The following is a 15,064-nucleotide window of genomic DNA, read 5'->3' as shown; positions in this document are numbered from 1 at the left end:
CGGAAATCTCGAATTTAGTTGACGTCGTCGATGGGGTAAAAGAATACGATATTGCCGAGTTTCTTGTCACTGACATGACGTCAAAAGTAAGTCGTCGCGCAAGAGGGAAGAACGCATGGATAACAACGTATTGCTTGTGCGATAGATGATTGTCAGTCTTATCATTCCCGCTGAAGACGCCACGGAAAAGTTTGCAACGTTCAAAATCATGCCTCGCTATCAGAACGCGCACGCCTACGTCAACGCGGGATTTTCTATGAAAGTGACCGAATCGAGATTGAAGCTGATTCCGTTGGGAACGTGCTTTGTCTACGGTGGCATAGCCGCGCGCACGGTAAGGCCTAAACGGAGCTAATCTCGACAAATAGTCTATACGATGTCCTCAAGTACCGAGCAACGTCGACGGAAAAGTATCTGATTGGAAAAGATCTCAAGCAGCTTGACACGCTCAAAGGTATCGTTGCTAGTCGTTTAGAGGCTAAAGCTCTAGTTTTCCTTTCTTATTCCNATGTATTTTGATATGTAGGTTGGATGTTAAAATTGCTCTATAATCTCATTCTATCATAGATACTTTTTGATTTAGAAGTTTTTTTGAGAAGACTTGTCAGATTCGAATTTACTAATTCTTTTTTTATGATTTAATAATAATTTCTTAAGTTCATCAATTTCAGACATAAAATGTAATTTATTCTTAAATATAAAAAATTGGTTATGTTTTTAACATAATATTAATTCTGAATTAAGAATTTTAAAATTAATGTCATTAAAAATTATTTATGCTAAAATCCATGTCTAAGGTAGGCATCAATTTTTTTAATGCATAAAATCGAATCATATTGGATTAGATTCATCTTAAACTATTCAATCAATATTGCAGGCTTGAAAGGTCTTGCCTGTCTTGCTTTATCTTTGGGATCATAAATGTCGTTATCAGACTCTGAATATACTGTAATGTCAACCCCGAATTCTTTTTTGCCAATGCTGGATAGTTCAGATGATAAGAATTTTTTCTCATCAAAGCTTTCAGATTCAAGCTTCATTAATTTAATTTCTTCAGACTCTGAATGCAAATCCTTGATTGTTTTTTGTACAAAGTCTGGCATCTTTTTGGCATCTATTGTATCTGGATTTGCAATGAGTTTCTTCATTACAATTCCCATGTTGTTTTGACCTCCTACCATTATTTCCAACATCTTATGATATATTTTCGATTTTGTGTCATCCGAATTTACATAGAGAACAATTTTTTTTGGAATAATTTTTGTAACTTTGAGAATGTTTGTAATATCATCTATAGTTGATTTCAATAACACTTCTGATTGAATTGCAGAAACATCTACGTCTTCTTTGGAATATTCAGGCCAAGCTGATTTTGATACTGGTGTTTCTTTTCCAAGTTTCTCCCACATTTCTTCAGCTATGTGTGGTGCAAATGGAGATAACATTGCAACTCGTGCAGAATTAATCTTGTAAAGAATTCCGGAAACATTTCCTCGTCCTTTTGCTTCTACTCTTTTAGCATACCAGCTCAAATCAGATTCAAACGAAAATAAAATATCGTGCAAGGCCTCCCGCAATCTCATCTTCTCAACAGCTTCGGTAACTTCTCCAATCAAGATTTGAGTTTTAGACAAAATCCACTTGTCTTCAGCATACAGCTCCAAAATAGGCTCATTTTTGAGCCTAGAGCACTCCTCAAGTAGAGATGCAAGCTTGCTCTGAATTCCTGAGACTGATTCCATGTTAAAATCAGCATCCTGTAACAATTCAGCTGATGATATTATTGCCAACCGAATCGGATCTGCACCATGGTCTTTGATTGCAGTTCGTAATGGGATGATATTTCCCATACTTTTACTCATCTTAGCACCATCCATCAGTACACTTCCATTAACTACGATTTCTTGTGGCCATAATTTTTTCTCAAATATTGCAACATGATTGAGAACAAAAAATGATAGATGATTCTGCACCAAATCTCGTCCTGAATGCCTTGAATCAACTGGATAAAAGTATTGGACTTCCTTTTTCATTGTATTGATGATATCCTCAGAAAGTTTGGATGTGCTAGCAGCTAGTGCAATATCTCCGTTATCAAGCAAAACATAATCAAAAAACTCTCGAGTTAAATTCTCAGGCAAAACAGTTCCATCATTTACAAATCGTGAAATTGTATAGTATGCCATGTAAATTACAGAATCCGATAGTGACTCTACAATCCAGTCCTTATCCCATGGAAGTTTAGTTCCTAATCCTTGTTGTCTTGCACAAGCTCGCTCGTGTAACCATTCTATTACTTCTTTGAACTCTGTTCTGATATTGCTAGGTAGAATATTCATCTTATCAAAACAATTGCGAGCAAGTTCCTTCCATTCTTCATCCCCGTAATTGAGAAACCATTGGTTGTTCAATATTTTTACAACACATTCAGCACCACATCTGCAATGTACGGGAGAATTTTCGAGGACTGGGAATTTCTCTAGGGTACCATTATCTTGGAGCCATTCTCTTATTTTGTCTCGTCCAAACTGCACCTTTTCATTATTGAATTGTAGGCATTTTTTATTCAGCTTTCCGTCTGTGAATTCTTTAACGTACAATTCTTTTGTAGCCTCTTCTAGTTTGGAATCCGTTTGGTCTGACACTTCTAATTTTTCACAAATCTTTTTTGCAGGAATTTCTCCATATCCTTCTGTAACTATGATGGGTATAGGCTCGATTTTGGAGGCTAATTCGTGATTTTTTGCCTTCAAATCCATCAAAGCTTGGTAATCCTTTGGTGCATGTGCAGGAACTGACATTACAAGACCCGTTCCCATGCCTGGCTCTACAAAGTCCGCAGGCAATATTGGAATCTCTTGTCCATTATGGTTTGTTGCAAATTTTCCAATAATTTCACTACCTGGAATGTCTCCGATAATTTTTACCTCTTTTTCAAAGAATTCAATTTTGTATGCACATTCCTCAGAAATAATCCACGTTTCATTATCAACTGCTACTTTTTTGTATACTGTTTTTGGATTGACCCACAAATTTGTAATTCCAAAAATTGTTTCAGGTCGTAGTGTTGTTACAGGGAAAATAAATTCACCTAGCTTGAATTTAATCAAAAAATTCTTTTCATCAATTTTTGGTTCCACATCACCCATTGTATCGTGTTGCGATACTGGATTTTGATCTTTGGGGCACCATCCAACCGGATGACTGCCCTGAATGATTCTACCCCTTTCTTTTAAAATTGTAATCTGCCATTCGATAAACTTTTGATAACCTGGAACTATCGTGGTGAACTCTCGTCTCCAATCAATTGAATAACCCATCTCAATCATTCCTGATTTTATCTCTTCATGGAAATAATCTGCAATCTTTATTGGCTCTACAAATGTTTTGATCGCTTCTTCAGGAACATGATATACATTTCTCAACCCGTCAAGGATTTCTTTTTCTCCTTTCTCAATTCTTTTGGCCATTCCAAGTACTGGAGTGCCCGTATAATGGAATCCCATTGGGAACAGTACATTGTACCCTTGCATTCGATAAAATCTTGCGTGAACATCAGCCAGCGTGTATGTTCGTCCATGTCCTATATGTTGCGGGGAATTGGGATACGGATATGCAACGGTAATGAATTTTTTTGGTTTATTGTTTGGATTTGTTTCAAAGTCTTTGGATTCTGTCCACTTGTTTCGCCATTTCGTTTCTATCTCATTCCAGTTTATCATAGTATTATCCTAAAATCATTGATTTTGCTTTGGCTATTGCCTGCTCTTTTTTAGATGTGTCTTTTCCTCCGCCTTGAGCAAACTTAGCGTCACCTCCACCAGAACCTCCCAAAATTGAGGCTATCTCCTTGGCAATTTCCCCTGAATTCACACCTGAATGCTCTCCTGCAAACACTATTACTCGAATAGTTTGACCTGCCTCAAAAATTCCACAAAATGCCGCAGCGTTATCCTTTGCAACGAGTTTCTTTCCAAAGTTTTGATAAAAATAATCCTCATAATTCTCACTGGATGTAAAACAAATTTTCCCCTTTGTACTGATTCCATCTGACTCTACTGATTCTCCCAAAATTATTTTCTCCAGTAGTATGGGAATCTGCTCTCTTGCTCTTTCTTTATTCTCTTCTCTTTGTTTATCTAGTTTCTCTTTTGCAATATAATCGGCTGCTTGTTTTTTAGATTCTTTTTCTTGCTGTTTTACATATTGAAAAGCGGTTGGTCCTGAGACAAATTCTATACGAATTACTCCGTCTTGAATTCTTTTTGTTTTTGTAATTTTAATCAGTTCTATATCTCCCGTTTTCTTTACGTGTGTTCCACCACATGCTTCAATGTCTTTATCTTCAATTGATACAATTCTAACTGATTTTACTGGAACTACTCCGCCCTGATAAATTCTAAATCCATACTTTTGTTCTGCAGCTCCTCTATTGTAATAATCAATGTTTACTGGATAATTTTCTTTTATCATTTGATTAGATGCCTCTTCAATCTGTTTTACCTGCTCATCAGTCAATGATGAATGGTGAGTAATGTCTAATCTTGCGTGATCATCGTCTTTGAATGCGGAGTGTTGCCAAATCCAAGAACCTAACACTCCTCTTGATGCTGCATTGATGATGTGGGTACTGGTATGGTTTTTAGTAATGTTTGCACGACGAGTCTCATCTACTTTGCATGAAACAGTTTCTCCTTCTTTTGGAACGCCGCCTTCTAGCTTGTGAACTATAATGTTTGCATGTTTGTCCACATTTACTACTTTGAATCCTGCTATGCTACCATAGTCTGGTTCTTGTCCTCCACCTCTTGCGTAAAATGAAGTTCTATCTAGTACCACTTGATCATCAAAGACCTTGATTACTTTGGCATCAAATTCCATTGGGTCGTCTTTATAAAATAGAGTATCAGTTTCAGATAACTCTTCTAATGGAAGTTCTGTGATTGCTTTTTTCTTTTCAGACTGGTGTAAATCAGATAGTTTAGAATAAAATGATGATGGGATTTCTGAAATTGCGTTGATTTCTTTGAGATATTCAGGGGTAATGCCATCTGATTCGTACAGAGTAATAAGTTCATCAACTGTTGGTACTCCTTTCTCGCGAATCTTTTCTGCCTTTTTTTTCATATGAACTTTGGATTCTTCATATCTTGCAGATTCCAACTTCAGGATTTTCTTTACGTCGTCTCTTTTCTCATCAAGTTCTGGATATGTGTCTCTGAGATAATCTACATGGGCATCAATTAATTCATCAACATCCAATTTTAGATTTAGGCGATTAATCGTTCCATTAATTCTTCGCAACATCATCCTGAGGTTGTATCCTCCACCTACATTGCTTGGCAAAGCACCATCGGTGATTGCAAAAATCAATGTTCTGAGATGATCTGCAATCAGATACATTCCTTCTAGTGGTTTTATCATTTTGTTTAGTTGTTCGTCCGTTATCTCTGCATTTTTTACTGCAATACGTCTGACCTCATTTAGATCATCAAAATGATCAATCTCTTTTGCAATTTCTGTAAAGTATTTTCTCAAGATTTCCGAATCTGAATCAATGCCANTCTTTTCAAATAATATTTGGTTTACAGGACCAAAGCAGCAATCATATGCTGTAGGTTTTCCAGTTGTAATCCATGCAAATCTCTCCAATCCTGCTCCCATGTCTATGACTCGTTGATCAAGTGTAGTGTGCTGTCCTAGTTCGCCTTGAAATTCGGTAAATACGGCATTTCCAAGTTCCAATCCCCTGACAAAATATTCAAGCGATGGGCCAAAAGAGCCTCCACCGGCCCAAACGTCTTCCATAAAAACAACTTCTTCTTTTTTGATCCCAAACTGATTTGTCAACAGTCTGAAATCCAAATCTACACATTCATCTTTCCAGTATCCTCCTAGGTCTGGAACACTGTGTTGCCCAATCATGCAAAAGCTTGAAAAATGTCTGCCTGTAACTCCCACATTTTCTAAATCCTTGAAACGCAAACAGGTTTGTGGAACTACAAGTGGATTGGCAGGGAATTCAAAAACTACCTTGGAACCCATCACTCTTTGAAAATCTACAATTGATGCAATTGTAAAATACAAGTCATCTCGCCATCTGCAAACTACTGGATATCTACTTACTGATTTGTGATTATTTTTTACAAAAAATTCTTCCACTTGTTTCCATGCTTGTGTATAATCAAATCTCTTAGTTGTTGGTGGTTCACCTATGAATGAGTATGTGTCATCTCCATCATCAGGACATAGATTTCTCCCCGCATTCAGAGTCCAAAAGAACCTTCCACATTTTGTACAAGCTTTTCTGACAAATCCTTGCTCTTGGAACAATTTGACATTATAGTATTTATCAGGATCTGATGAAAATTCTTTTAGAATCTCTTTTTTATTCAACGATGAGGCTGCTCTAGTCCAATATTAAGAATTGTCGATTAATGATATCTGTTTAGGTTCTATTCTTTTTACTTATTTTATTGTGATTCTGAAACAAAGCATCACAACAAAGATAGTTCGATTTACTCCAAAGATGAATGTGGTATGTGATATTTTTGATATTGTCTTGAACAAGTATGAATAATGATACATTAAATACAATCCCTTATGCAGTTTATTCATGTTTGGACAAAAACCCTCTTTAAAAGAAGGGACTCCTGTTTTCTCTCTCAAAAAGAATGGTGACTTCAATGACTTTATTTTTGGTATCGTTACTGGAGTCGATGGTAGGAAAGTGGGAATCAACGGAGTCATTGTAAATCCTGTAGGTTTGAAAAATAAAATTGCACAAGGAAAAACTGGGGAGCGTTCACAAGAAATTCTACTTCATCCTACTCCTGATAATGTAGTGTTGGCCTTGGTGTACAGGGTTGAACATGAAAATTTTGCAGAAGTCATAGATCTTGATGTTGATAAATGTGATATTCTTCCTCCAAAAATATATGCGATGCTTGATGGGTGGATTAGAGAATCGTTACCAGAGTTTATCAATACTGTTTTGTCATTGCCTCCTGGTTCTGAAAGAGATGAGGCAAAGCGTGTCTTAAAAAATAGAATGGATACTTTGACTGATCCCACTTTGAAACGAACATTATATGCGGTTTGTAGAAGTCTTAAAATCCTGAACTAAATTTTAATTTTTTAGGTGTTACTTCTCCATAGTTTTATATTATGCCCTAAGGAAATCTCGACATAATGGAATATGTTTACGCTGCTTTACTTCTTCACAAACTAGACAAAGAAGTTAACGAGGCAAATCTCAGTTCAGTTGTTAAAGCATCTGGTGCTGAAGTTAATGAAGCCCAAGTTAAGTCTCTAGTTGCAGCCTTAGCCGATGTTAATATCGATGAGGCAGTTAAAGCCGCACCTGTAGCAGTTGCAGCAGCAGCCGCACCAGCAGATGCAGCAGCAGGTGGTGAAGAGAAGAAAGAGGAAAAGAAAGAAGAACCTAAGAATGAAGAAGCAGCCATGGAAGGACTGTCTTCTCTGTTTGGTTAGAAATTTTTTTAATCAATTTTTGATTCTTATTTTTGTTGATACTATTAATCTTGTAGATCGCTGTTCTGCTTCGTATTTTTTTTGTAGATTCAAGTTTTACTTTAATAATATTTGGTTGATTTGCAGTATCCAATAATGTATTTGATGAAATATTTTTGTCAAAGAAATTCAAAGTTTTTTCAAAGATGAATATATTAATACAAATTGATTGAACTTCAAATTTCTATTATCCTTTTAATCGGTATTGTTGTGTAAACTGTTTGAACAATTGCAATGTCGTATATATCCAACGTGATAAATTAGAATAATATGTTATACCACTTTTGATTAATAACAAAAAACTTATGCAGCTTTGTAATCTTTTGCTTGACTAATTACTGCCTTCGCTTGGGCATCTGCTTTTTGCAATATCTGTTCTTTTGTGTCATCTGTCATAAATCCTGATTCAACAGACACGGAACGTGCAGACTGAGCTGCCTTGCTTAGAATTTGTGAAATGTTATCTGCAGTAACGTATGCTGCCTCAATAGATAATGACACTGCTTCTTGGTGTGCTTGGCCAAATTGCTCCCTAATTTTCTCAACATCAATAATCATTTCTTCTTCAGCATATACAGATCCTTCTTCCAATGCTGAATATAGTGAAATTCCTGCCTCTACTGGTTTGATGTCTAATTTACCTAAAATTGATGCTAGTTTTTCATTAATCGATTCACCTTTTAGAACTGGGGTGGTGTCTTTTGCAATCCAAATCGTTCCTTGATCAATTTTGGTTGGAATTCCAGCTTCTTTAAATTCTGTAAGCATTGGTCCAGGTGCAATTCCTGTATTTTTTTCAGGAACTGTGATATCTATACTTGCAATATCTCCTCCTCTTGCCGCCATCATGATTTTATTTTTGGCAAGAAGTACGTTTAGCTTGAATGGTGACATGTTGGTAAATAGGAACATACATTGTCCTCTCAGCTTGTCTGCAATCTCCTTGACCCCTGGTACATCAAGATTGTCAAATGCTCTTTTTGCAACTTTATCTTTTATGCTGAAAAACTCTACATCTCCTTTCAGTGTTTTTCTCAGGGGTAAAATTTGTGTAGAACGAACTTTGTCCATTTTGATTACTGCTAAAACTTTGTATTTTTTTGGAAGCTCCTGCAGTTGCTGGTACATCTCAGTTTTTCTTTTAGGATAAGATGTTCTATTTTCATGCATATTTCTTCTTAATCTCCTGAACTTGTTTTACTGGCTTACTCATTGTAGCTTTTACCATGATTTTTTTAATGTTTTTTTCACCGTTTGGTAATTTCTTTTCAATCGCACTAAGAACTGTGTGTGCATTAATTACTAAATCTGAATCTTCCATAGATTCATCTCCAATCTTACATGAAATTGACAGAGATGCTCTTGTTCTGACTTTGATTGATGTTCTGAATCTTGCTAAAAATGATTCAATAGGTGCATCAAATGGAACTGGAGTTGGCATTTTTCCTCTTGGACCTAAAAGCTGACCCAGAGTTTTTCCTACCAAAGGCATGACTTTTGTGTCTGCCAAGAAAAAGTCATATTTGTTTATGAATTTTCGTGATTCTCTCTTGTTAGTTGCAAACTTGTCTAGTTCCTCTGTTCCAATTACAGAATCGGCATTTGCCTCTTTCGCTTTTTGACTCATGTCTCCTGTAGCAATGACACATACTGTTGCAGGGGAACTTGTTTTTGGTAATTGTACAATTTCATTTAGTGCAAAACCTTTCTTTACATCAATATCTTTGAAATTAATGATTAACTCTATTGATTGTTTGAATTTTCTTTCTTTTGTTGTAGTTTTTACTTGTTTAATCATTTCTGCAAGCTGCGCATCTGTAATCATTACAACCAGTTTGAAGAAAGCCTACTTAAAATCGTTTAGAGGTTGAAGTTTTTAATATTCATTTATTTTAAAAAATTACATTTTTTATCAAAATATTTGTAATTCTAAATGGAATGTTGCCCAAAACTTAAATATATTAAATGATAACCATATTTTTCTAATACGTTGCACCGATTTGATGATTTAGATATGAAATTGCTTTATGAGTTAACCGCTGATGGTTCTATCTCTGTTCCCACATTGTCTAAAAAACTTGGAATTAATGCTTCTGTACTGTATAGTAGAATCAAGAGATTAATGAAAAAAAAACTCATAAAAAAATTCACTATAGAAATAGATGAATCCTTGTTGGGGATAGGTGTGAGCCCAAAATGTCGGATGCTGCATCCCGCGCCGACGGCAGTTATGNAAAAATTCACTATAGAAATAGATGAATCCTTGTTGGGGATAGGTGTGAAAGCTTCAGTCGGAATAAATAGAGATCCAAAGTTTAAAGATTCTATACACAAGGAATTCATGAATACGTCTGAAGTTGTCTCTATCTCAGAAATTACTGGTAGGTTTGACATAATGATTCAAGTTTATGCAAAAAATCTTGAGGCTCTTCATTCTGTGGTGATTGAAAAAATTGGTAAAGTAGAAGGCATTCAAAATACTGAAACCTTTGTAGAACTACAAAAAACCAATAAAAATCCTGTTTATCTGACTCAGTAATTATTGGAGTTTTTCATCCCACTTACCCTCATTTATTTCGGCAGTGATTTCTTTTGGAGTCTTTCCTTCTACCTTGACTCCCAATGCTACACATGTGCCAATGATTGTCTTTGCAACTGACTTTAACGATGAAGCATAGGATTTTTCAAGTTTAGTATTTGCCACCTTTATGATGGAGTCTATAGTTACATCTCCTACCCATTCAGTTCCTGATGTTCCTGAACCTTTTTGAATTCCTGCTTCTTTCATAATCAGTGCTGCAGCAGAAGGAATTCCAATTTCAATTTCATATTTTTTAGTGTCTGTGTCGACAATTACAGTAACGGGAACTTTCATTCCTTCGAAATCTTTAGTCTTGTCGTTGATTGCCTTGATGACTTCCATAATGTTAACACCCAAAGGACCTAATGCTGGACCTAGTGGTGGACCTGCTGATGCTCCTCCGCCAGTTACAAGTGATGATACTTTTTGTTCTCCCATGTTAAATCAAATCAATATGAAAATTTAATCCTTCCTAAGCCTCACTTGAGATCTTTAGGTAGTTTGCGTCAACTGTTACTGGTAATTGGTATGATGCATCTAACAAAACCACCGTTGCTTCTTCTTTGTCTACATCTATTCTGGTAATTGTTGCTTTCATTCCCTTAAATGGACCTCCTGTAATTTCCACTATGTTATCTACTGTTAATTGCGAAACTGTTGATTTTTTGATAAGGTAACCTTCGATATCCTTGAATTCCAATTCTCCTCTTAGTTGACCGCGAATATGTCTGACTCCTTCAACCGCCATGTAAGCATCACTAGGATTGATTGCTTCAATGACAACATACCCTTTAAGATTGTCTACCAGCAAAACCGATTGAATGTTAATTTGATTAGCGTTAGCTTTTGCTTCTAATAATCGCATTACGACCTTTTCTTGTCCTCCTGTAGTTCTAATTGCAAATAAGTGTGATTTTATCTCTTCTGACAATTTTATCTACCAAACGTAATTACGGAGAAGACAAACTGAATGGTAAAACCGATAGCCCCAACTCCAGCTATTCCTAATAATACTAGTCTGAGATGCTGTTGATACTCTTCTTTGTCTGGCTTTTTGGCCATTTTCATTGTGTTGGCCATATTTTTCAAAGTCTGCCTAGGGTTCATTGCTGGAAATTAATAAGGTGTCCTTATATCTCTTATCGCATGGACCTACTGATTGCATATCGAGATGATCCTGCAGGTCATAACATGGCAAAATTTCTTTCAAAAGAAATGACTTTGGATGATAATATCTTTCGTGGGAAATATTACGACCTAATTGTTATTCCAACTCCTACCATTTTTGCTGATTGGTTGGAGGAAAAATATGATTATGATGGATTTGTTTTTCTTTCAAAACATGCAGCAGAGTCTGGCGTTTTAGCTTTAACTTGTCATAGCACTGGGAATTTTTCCGATGCAAAATTTGGAGGAAATAGTAGGCAAATTGCAATTCCTAAGCCTGATCTGCAAAAAACATATCTTCAAACTCTGAAGAAAAATCAATCCCAATTCTCAGAATTTCAAATAACAATTGAGGCAACTCATCATGGGCCTACTGCACTAACCAAACCCTCGATATTTATCGAAATTGGTACTACTGAAAAGCAATGGACTGATGTATCATTGTGTAATTCTGTGGCTACATTGGTCCATCAGGTACTGTCTCAACCAATCAAAAAACATCCTGTGGCAATTTGTTTTGGTGGAACTCACTATCCTACAAAATTTACTTATGAGCTATTGGAAGGAAAATATTCCCTTGGAACCGTAATGCCGAAACATACTTTGGATTTTCTTGATGAGGAATTGTTTTCTCATATTCTTACACAAAATAATATGGCAAAAACTGTCCTTTTGGATTGGAAAGGATTGGGATCTAATAAAGATAAAGTACTAAATTTACTTAAATCAACAGATCTTGATGTGATCAAACTTTGAATATTCAACAAAGAATTTACAAAAAATTATTACAAGTTCCAAAAGGTCAAATCACGACTTATGGAGAATTGGCAAAAGCTGTTGGCTTAAAAAACGGACAAAGAGCTGTTGGTAAAATCCTGAACAAGAATCCATATCCTGTCATTATTCCTTGTCACAGAGTTGTAATGTCTACGGGCAAAATTGGTGGTTATGCGTATGGAGAGCACGTCAAAACCAAGATGTTAAACAATGAGGGTGTAGAAATCAAAAATGGAAAGATTTTGGACTTAGAAAATATTATTCATCGGTTCTAATCTTTTCTCTTATCTCTGATGTCATCCATCAAAGTTCTAAGATGAGCTTTGTTTCTTACTGTATTTCCGCCAACTTTTTTGTAGAGGATCCAAAATTCAGGATTAGTCAAATCTTTTCTATCTTTTGCTATCTTTAGTAACCGTCTCAATGCACGAACTTTTGCAACGTATACTGTTTTTTTACCTACTCTGGCACCTTTTCTTCCTTGCTTTGATCCTTGAGTTGTACCTCTCTTATTTTTCTGAGCCTTCTTTTCATGTGCTCTACCTCTTGATGTACCAGTGAACGATTTGATTTTGATTGTATTGGCTGTGATGAGACTTCGAATATTTGCTCTTGTGATAGCATCAGCAACATCATCTAAATGATCAGTATCAAATCTTATCCTATGAACTCCGACACCAGTGACTCTGGCTGCGAGTCTTTTTTTAGCCTTAAGATTTACTACCACTTGCACTCACTCTCGCATTAAAAATTTTGAATTTACTCTCTATTGCTTTAATGATGATCTCTTTTCTCTTTCTGGTTCCAACACTGTGTCCAAATCTAACTCCGTCCTTTTTAGGATCTAATTGCTCCAAATCTGTTAAATTGTAAACTAGGTTATCTGTATATCCTGAAGGGTGCAATCCTCTTGCATTCTTTGGTCCGCCATATCCTACTTTGACAAGACCTGGGCGACCTCTGCTCTTTTGTTTACGTTGATGATGATCAATACCTTTTGGTTTTCTCCAATTTGTTTGAAGTCTGACATAACGCCAACTTTCTGGTCTGATGAATTCTGGATTATGTTCTTTAACTTCTTGCCTCTTTGCAATCTTTTCTTTGTTAATTGGCATCAGATTGACTCTCAAATTTTAGAATAAATACGTTCCTAGACAAGAAAATCTTTTGGATCAGAAAATATAATAAGGAAATTCAAATCACAAATTTGTGAAATTGTTTGTTACTAGAATCGTATCTAGAGGTATTATCTTTTGACTGAATTATTAGGCAATGCCGCCACAGAACAGTTCTTATCACAATTAAATTCGTTCGGTGTTAAACCTTCCAAGGTTCACAGAAATTTGGGAGTAGACGAAATGGTATCCCTTGCAGTTGAAAGAAAAGAGGGCGTGGTGAATTCAACTGGTTCTCTTTCAGTTAACACTGGAAAATATACTGGTAGATCTCCTGATGATCGATTCATTGTATACGATGATAAAACACATGATACAATTGATTGGGGTAAGATCAACCATCAGTTCCCAACTGGAAAATTTGAAAAATTATTTGAAAAAATGAAAAATTTTGTTGACAACAAAGAACTTTTTGTCTTTGATGGATTTGTAGGTGCTGATCCTGAAACTCGTTTACCTATTAGGGTGATTAATGATCATGTTTGGCAAAATATGTTTTCAAGTAATCTATTCATTCGACCTACAACTGAAGAATTAGAAAATCACAATCCCGAGTTTACTATATTGTGTATTAATGACTTTACAGCAGTTCCGGAAATTGATGGGACGAGAACCGATGTCTTTATTCTAATTGACTTAACGAGAAAAATTGTATTGATTGGAGGAACTGAGTATGCTGGAGAAATGAAAAAGTCAATGTTTGGTATAATGAATTTCTTGTTACCTGATCGTGGTATTTTCCCAATGCATTGTTCTGCAAATATAGGTGAAAAAGGTGATACTGCCCTGTTCTTTGGACTATCTGGTACTGGAAAAACAACTCTATCAGCAGATCCTAACAGAAAACTAATTGGTGATGATGAGCATGGTTGGTCTGATAAGGGAACGTTCAATTTTGAAGGTGGATGTTATGCAAAATGCATTAATCTAAGTCAGGAAGCAGAACCTGAAATTTGGAACGCCATTAGACCAGGTGCTCTTTTAGAAAATGTTGTGTTGAATGACAATGTTCCAGATTATGATGATAACTCATTAACTGAAAATACGCGAGTTGGGTATCCTTTGGACTTCATTCCTGGAGCAGTAATTCCTAGTGTTGGTGGAAATCCTAAGGTAATCATATTTTTGACTGCTGATGCGATGGGAATATTGCCCCCTGTTTCTAGGCTTACAAAAAAAGGAGCAATGTATCATTTCATGTCTGGATATACCAGTAAATTGGCAGGAACTGAAAGAGGAATCAAAGAACCAAAGTCCGTATTTTCCCAATGTTTTGGTGCTCCATTTATGCCAAGACCTGCTTCAGTTTATGCAAATCTGCTTGGAGAAAAAATCAATGAACACAACACTGTAGTTTATCTTGTTAACACTGGCTGGTCTGGAGGTCCATATGGAGTTGGAACCCGAATTAAGATTAAGTATAGTAGAGCAATGGTTACAGCTGCTATTTCAGGAGCACTTGGTATAGTCAAATACAGGCATGATGATTTGTTGAACTTGGATGTTCCGACTGAATTAGAAGGGGTACCTTCAGAAATTTTAGATCCTAAAAATACTTGGAATGACAAAGATTCGTATGACCTTTCAGCAAAAAAATTGGCACAAATGTTTGTTGAAAACTTTAAAAAATTTGAGAATGTCTCATCTGATATAGTTGAGGCAGGCCCTAAAATCTCTAGTTAGTCTGTCTTCTTTTAATTAAACCGAATACTGCTATTACAATTAATATGATTGCAATTATAGCTATTTGTTTTTCTGGAACTGGTATGCTATTTTCTTTAATGTAATTTTCTGGAATTGAATTAACTTCAATTACGTGATAGATGCCAAA

At 35.8% G+C, this 15,064-nt stretch carries 16 protein-coding genes and 2 pseudogenes; 8 read left to right on the top strand and 10 right to left on the bottom strand.

The window, feature by feature from the left end:
• The first annotated feature begins 145 nt into the window (after window positions 1–145).
• Window positions 146–355, top strand: a complete 210-nt coding sequence (locus AIOL_RS26290; RefSeq protein ID WP_049641030.1) for a hypothetical protein — start codon at window positions 146–148, stop codon at window positions 353–355.
• A 502-nt stretch (window positions 356–857) separates the two neighbouring features.
• Here the strand turns inward: AIOL_RS26290 and leuS are convergent.
• From leuS to AIOL_RS26280, 3 genes and pseudogenes are all read right to left on the bottom strand, one after another.
• On the bottom strand, window positions 858–3,722 hold the full coding sequence (gene leuS, locus AIOL_RS24100; protein WP_082152337.1) for a leucine--tRNA ligase: 2,865 nt from the start codon (window positions 3,720–3,722) through the stop codon (window positions 858–860).
• Window positions 3,723–3,726: 4 nt separating this feature from the next.
• A pseudogene (locus tag AIOL_RS26285) lies at window positions 3,727–5,563 on the bottom strand (alanine--tRNA ligase-related protein); the annotation flags it as partial.
• Between the two features lies 1 nt (window position 5,564).
• Window positions 5,565–6,396: alanine--tRNA ligase-related protein (locus AIOL_RS26280; protein ID WP_369094742.1), on the bottom strand; the 832-nt coding region annotated here is incomplete at its 3' end.
• A 220-nt stretch (window positions 6,397–6,616) separates the two neighbouring features.
• Between AIOL_RS26280 and AIOL_RS24090 the strand changes: the two genes are divergently transcribed.
• Together AIOL_RS24090 and rpl12p are read left to right on the top strand one after the other, a co-directional pair.
• Window positions 6,617–7,126 carry a hypothetical protein gene (locus AIOL_RS24090; protein WP_082152336.1) on the top strand — a complete coding sequence of 170 codons (510 nt, stop codon included), beginning with the start codon at window positions 6,617–6,619 and terminating at the stop codon, window positions 7,124–7,126.
• A 65-nt stretch (window positions 7,127–7,191) separates the two neighbouring features.
• Window positions 7,192–7,494: a 50S ribosomal protein P1 gene (gene rpl12p, locus AIOL_RS24085; RefSeq protein WP_082152335.1), complete on the top strand. Its 303-nt coding sequence runs from the start codon at window positions 7,192–7,194 to the stop codon at window positions 7,492–7,494.
• 342 nt (window positions 7,495–7,836) lie between these two features.
• On the opposite strand, the gene AIOL_RS24080 is transcribed toward rpl12p, so the two are convergent.
• Both AIOL_RS24080 and AIOL_RS24075 read right to left on the bottom strand, forming a co-directional pair.
• Complete coding sequence (locus tag AIOL_RS24080; RefSeq protein WP_082152334.1) at window positions 7,837–8,703, bottom strand: 50S ribosomal protein L10; 867 nt, start codon at window positions 8,701–8,703, stop codon at window positions 7,837–7,839.
• Complete coding sequence (locus AIOL_RS24075; RefSeq protein ID WP_082152333.1) at window positions 8,696–9,358, bottom strand: 50S ribosomal protein L1; 663 nt, start codon at window positions 9,356–9,358, stop codon at window positions 8,696–8,698. The genes AIOL_RS24080 and AIOL_RS24075 overlap by 8 nt, the downstream gene beginning before the upstream one ends.
• Before the next feature lie 189 nt (window positions 9,359–9,547).
• Here AIOL_RS24075 and AIOL_RS26275 point away from each other — a divergent pair.
• Together AIOL_RS26275 and AIOL_RS26270 are read left to right on the top strand one after the other, a co-directional pair.
• Window positions 9,548–9,766 (top strand): annotated as a pseudogene (locus AIOL_RS26275) (Lrp/AsnC family transcriptional regulator); the annotation flags it as partial.
• A gap of 45 nt (window positions 9,767–9,811) precedes the next feature.
• Window positions 9,812–10,072: an Lrp/AsnC family transcriptional regulator gene (locus AIOL_RS26270; protein WP_369094743.1), complete on the top strand. Its 261-nt coding sequence runs from the start codon at window positions 9,812–9,814 to the stop codon at window positions 10,070–10,072.
• Here AIOL_RS26270 and AIOL_RS00100 read toward each other — a convergent pair whose 3' ends face one another.
• The 3 genes from AIOL_RS00100 to AIOL_RS26265 are packed head-to-tail and all read right to left on the bottom strand — an operon-like array spanning window position 10,073 to window position 11,221.
• A complete protein-coding gene (locus AIOL_RS00100; protein ID WP_049641027.1) occupies window positions 10,073–10,552 on the bottom strand; it encodes a 50S ribosomal protein L11 in 480 nt (159 codons plus the stop codon).
• A gap of 34 nt (window positions 10,553–10,586) precedes the next feature.
• Window positions 10,587–11,045 (bottom strand): transcription elongation factor Spt5, encoded by a 459-nt coding sequence (locus AIOL_RS00095; protein WP_049641026.1) that lies wholly within the window; start codon window positions 11,043–11,045, stop codon window positions 10,587–10,589.
• Window positions 11,046–11,047: 2 nt separating this feature from the next.
• Complete coding sequence (locus AIOL_RS26265) at window positions 11,048–11,221, bottom strand: protein translocase SEC61 complex subunit gamma (RefSeq protein WP_049641025.1); 174 nt, start codon at window positions 11,219–11,221, stop codon at window positions 11,048–11,050.
• A 39-nt stretch (window positions 11,222–11,260) separates the two neighbouring features.
• On the opposite strand from AIOL_RS26265, the gene AIOL_RS00085 reads away from it, so the two are divergent.
• Both AIOL_RS00085 and AIOL_RS00080 read left to right on the top strand, forming a co-directional pair.
• Complete coding sequence (locus AIOL_RS00085; protein ID WP_049641024.1) at window positions 11,261–12,037, top strand: D-aminoacyl-tRNA deacylase; 777 nt, start codon at window positions 11,261–11,263, stop codon at window positions 12,035–12,037.
• Window positions 12,034–12,333 carry a methylated-DNA--[protein]-cysteine S-methyltransferase gene (locus AIOL_RS00080; protein ID WP_049641023.1) on the top strand — a complete coding sequence of 100 codons (300 nt, stop codon included), beginning with the start codon at window positions 12,034–12,036 and terminating at the stop codon, window positions 12,331–12,333. The genes AIOL_RS00085 and AIOL_RS00080 overlap by 4 nt, the downstream gene beginning before the upstream one ends.
• Here the strand turns inward: AIOL_RS00080 and AIOL_RS24070 are convergent.
• Window positions 12,330–12,791, bottom strand: coding sequence for a 50S ribosomal protein L19e (locus AIOL_RS24070; protein ID WP_200898706.1), 462 nt, complete (start codon window positions 12,789–12,791; stop codon window positions 12,330–12,332). The two genes, AIOL_RS00080 and AIOL_RS24070, sit on opposite strands and share 4 nt — an antisense overlap.
• Window positions 12,769–13,173, bottom strand: a complete 405-nt coding sequence (locus AIOL_RS00075) for a 50S ribosomal protein L32e (protein ID WP_049641022.1) — start codon at window positions 13,171–13,173, stop codon at window positions 12,769–12,771. The genes AIOL_RS24070 and AIOL_RS00075 overlap by 23 nt, the downstream gene beginning before the upstream one ends.
• 138 nt (window positions 13,174–13,311) lie before the next feature.
• Here AIOL_RS00075 and pckA point away from each other — a divergent pair, with 138 nt between their 5' ends.
• Entirely contained in the window at window positions 13,312–14,916 is a 1,605-nt protein-coding gene (pckA, locus tag AIOL_RS00070; protein WP_082152331.1) for a phosphoenolpyruvate carboxykinase (ATP), read from the top strand.
• Window positions 14,917–15,064 lie beyond the last annotated feature (148 nt).

The sequence above is a fragment of the Candidatus Rhodobacter oscarellae genome (genome assembly GCF_001078595.1).
GTDB classification, from domain to species: domain Bacteria; phylum Pseudomonadota; class Alphaproteobacteria; order Rhodobacterales; family Rhodobacteraceae; genus Rhodobacter_B; species Rhodobacter_B oscarellae.
The sequence above is the reverse complement of the archived record's forward strand: the minus strand, read 5'-3'. Positions and strand labels throughout refer to the sequence as shown.

Excerpts from the sequence above, each read along its gene's own strand:
- AIOL_RS00085 (WP_049641024.1), top strand. The coding sequence starts at position 11,261 with ATGGACCTACTGATTGCATATCGAGATGATCCTGCAGGTCATAACATG.
- AIOL_RS24090 (WP_082152336.1), top strand. The coding sequence starts at position 6,617 with ATGTTTGGACAAAAACCCTCTTTAAAAGAAGGGACTCCTGTTTTCTCT.
- rpl12p (WP_082152335.1), top strand. The coding sequence starts at position 7,192 with ATGGAATATGTTTACGCTGCTTTACTTCTTCACAAACTAGACAAAGAA.
- AIOL_RS26290 (WP_049641030.1), top strand. The coding sequence starts at position 146 with ATGATTGTCAGTCTTATCATTCCCGCTGAAGACGCCACGGAAAAGTTT.
- AIOL_RS00100 (WP_049641027.1), bottom strand. The coding sequence starts at position 10,552 with ATGGGAGAACAAAAAGTATCATCACTTGTAACTGGCGGAGGAGCATCA.
- AIOL_RS24075 (WP_082152333.1), bottom strand. The coding sequence starts at position 9,358 with ATGATTACAGATGCGCAGCTTGCAGAAATGATTAAACAAGTAAAAACT.
- leuS (WP_082152337.1), bottom strand. The coding sequence starts at position 3,722 with ATGATAAACTGGAATGAGATAGAAACGAAATGGCGAAACAAGTGGACA.
- AIOL_RS00075 (WP_049641022.1), bottom strand. The coding sequence starts at position 13,173 with ATGCCAATTAACAAAGAAAAGATTGCAAAGAGGCAAGAAGTTAAAGAA.
- AIOL_RS24080 (WP_082152334.1), bottom strand. The coding sequence starts at position 8,703 with ATGCATGAAAATAGAACATCTTATCCTAAAAGAAAAACTGAGATGTAC.
- AIOL_RS26265 (WP_049641025.1), bottom strand. The coding sequence starts at position 11,221 with ATGAACCCTAGGCAGACTTTGAAAAATATGGCCAACACAATGAAAATG.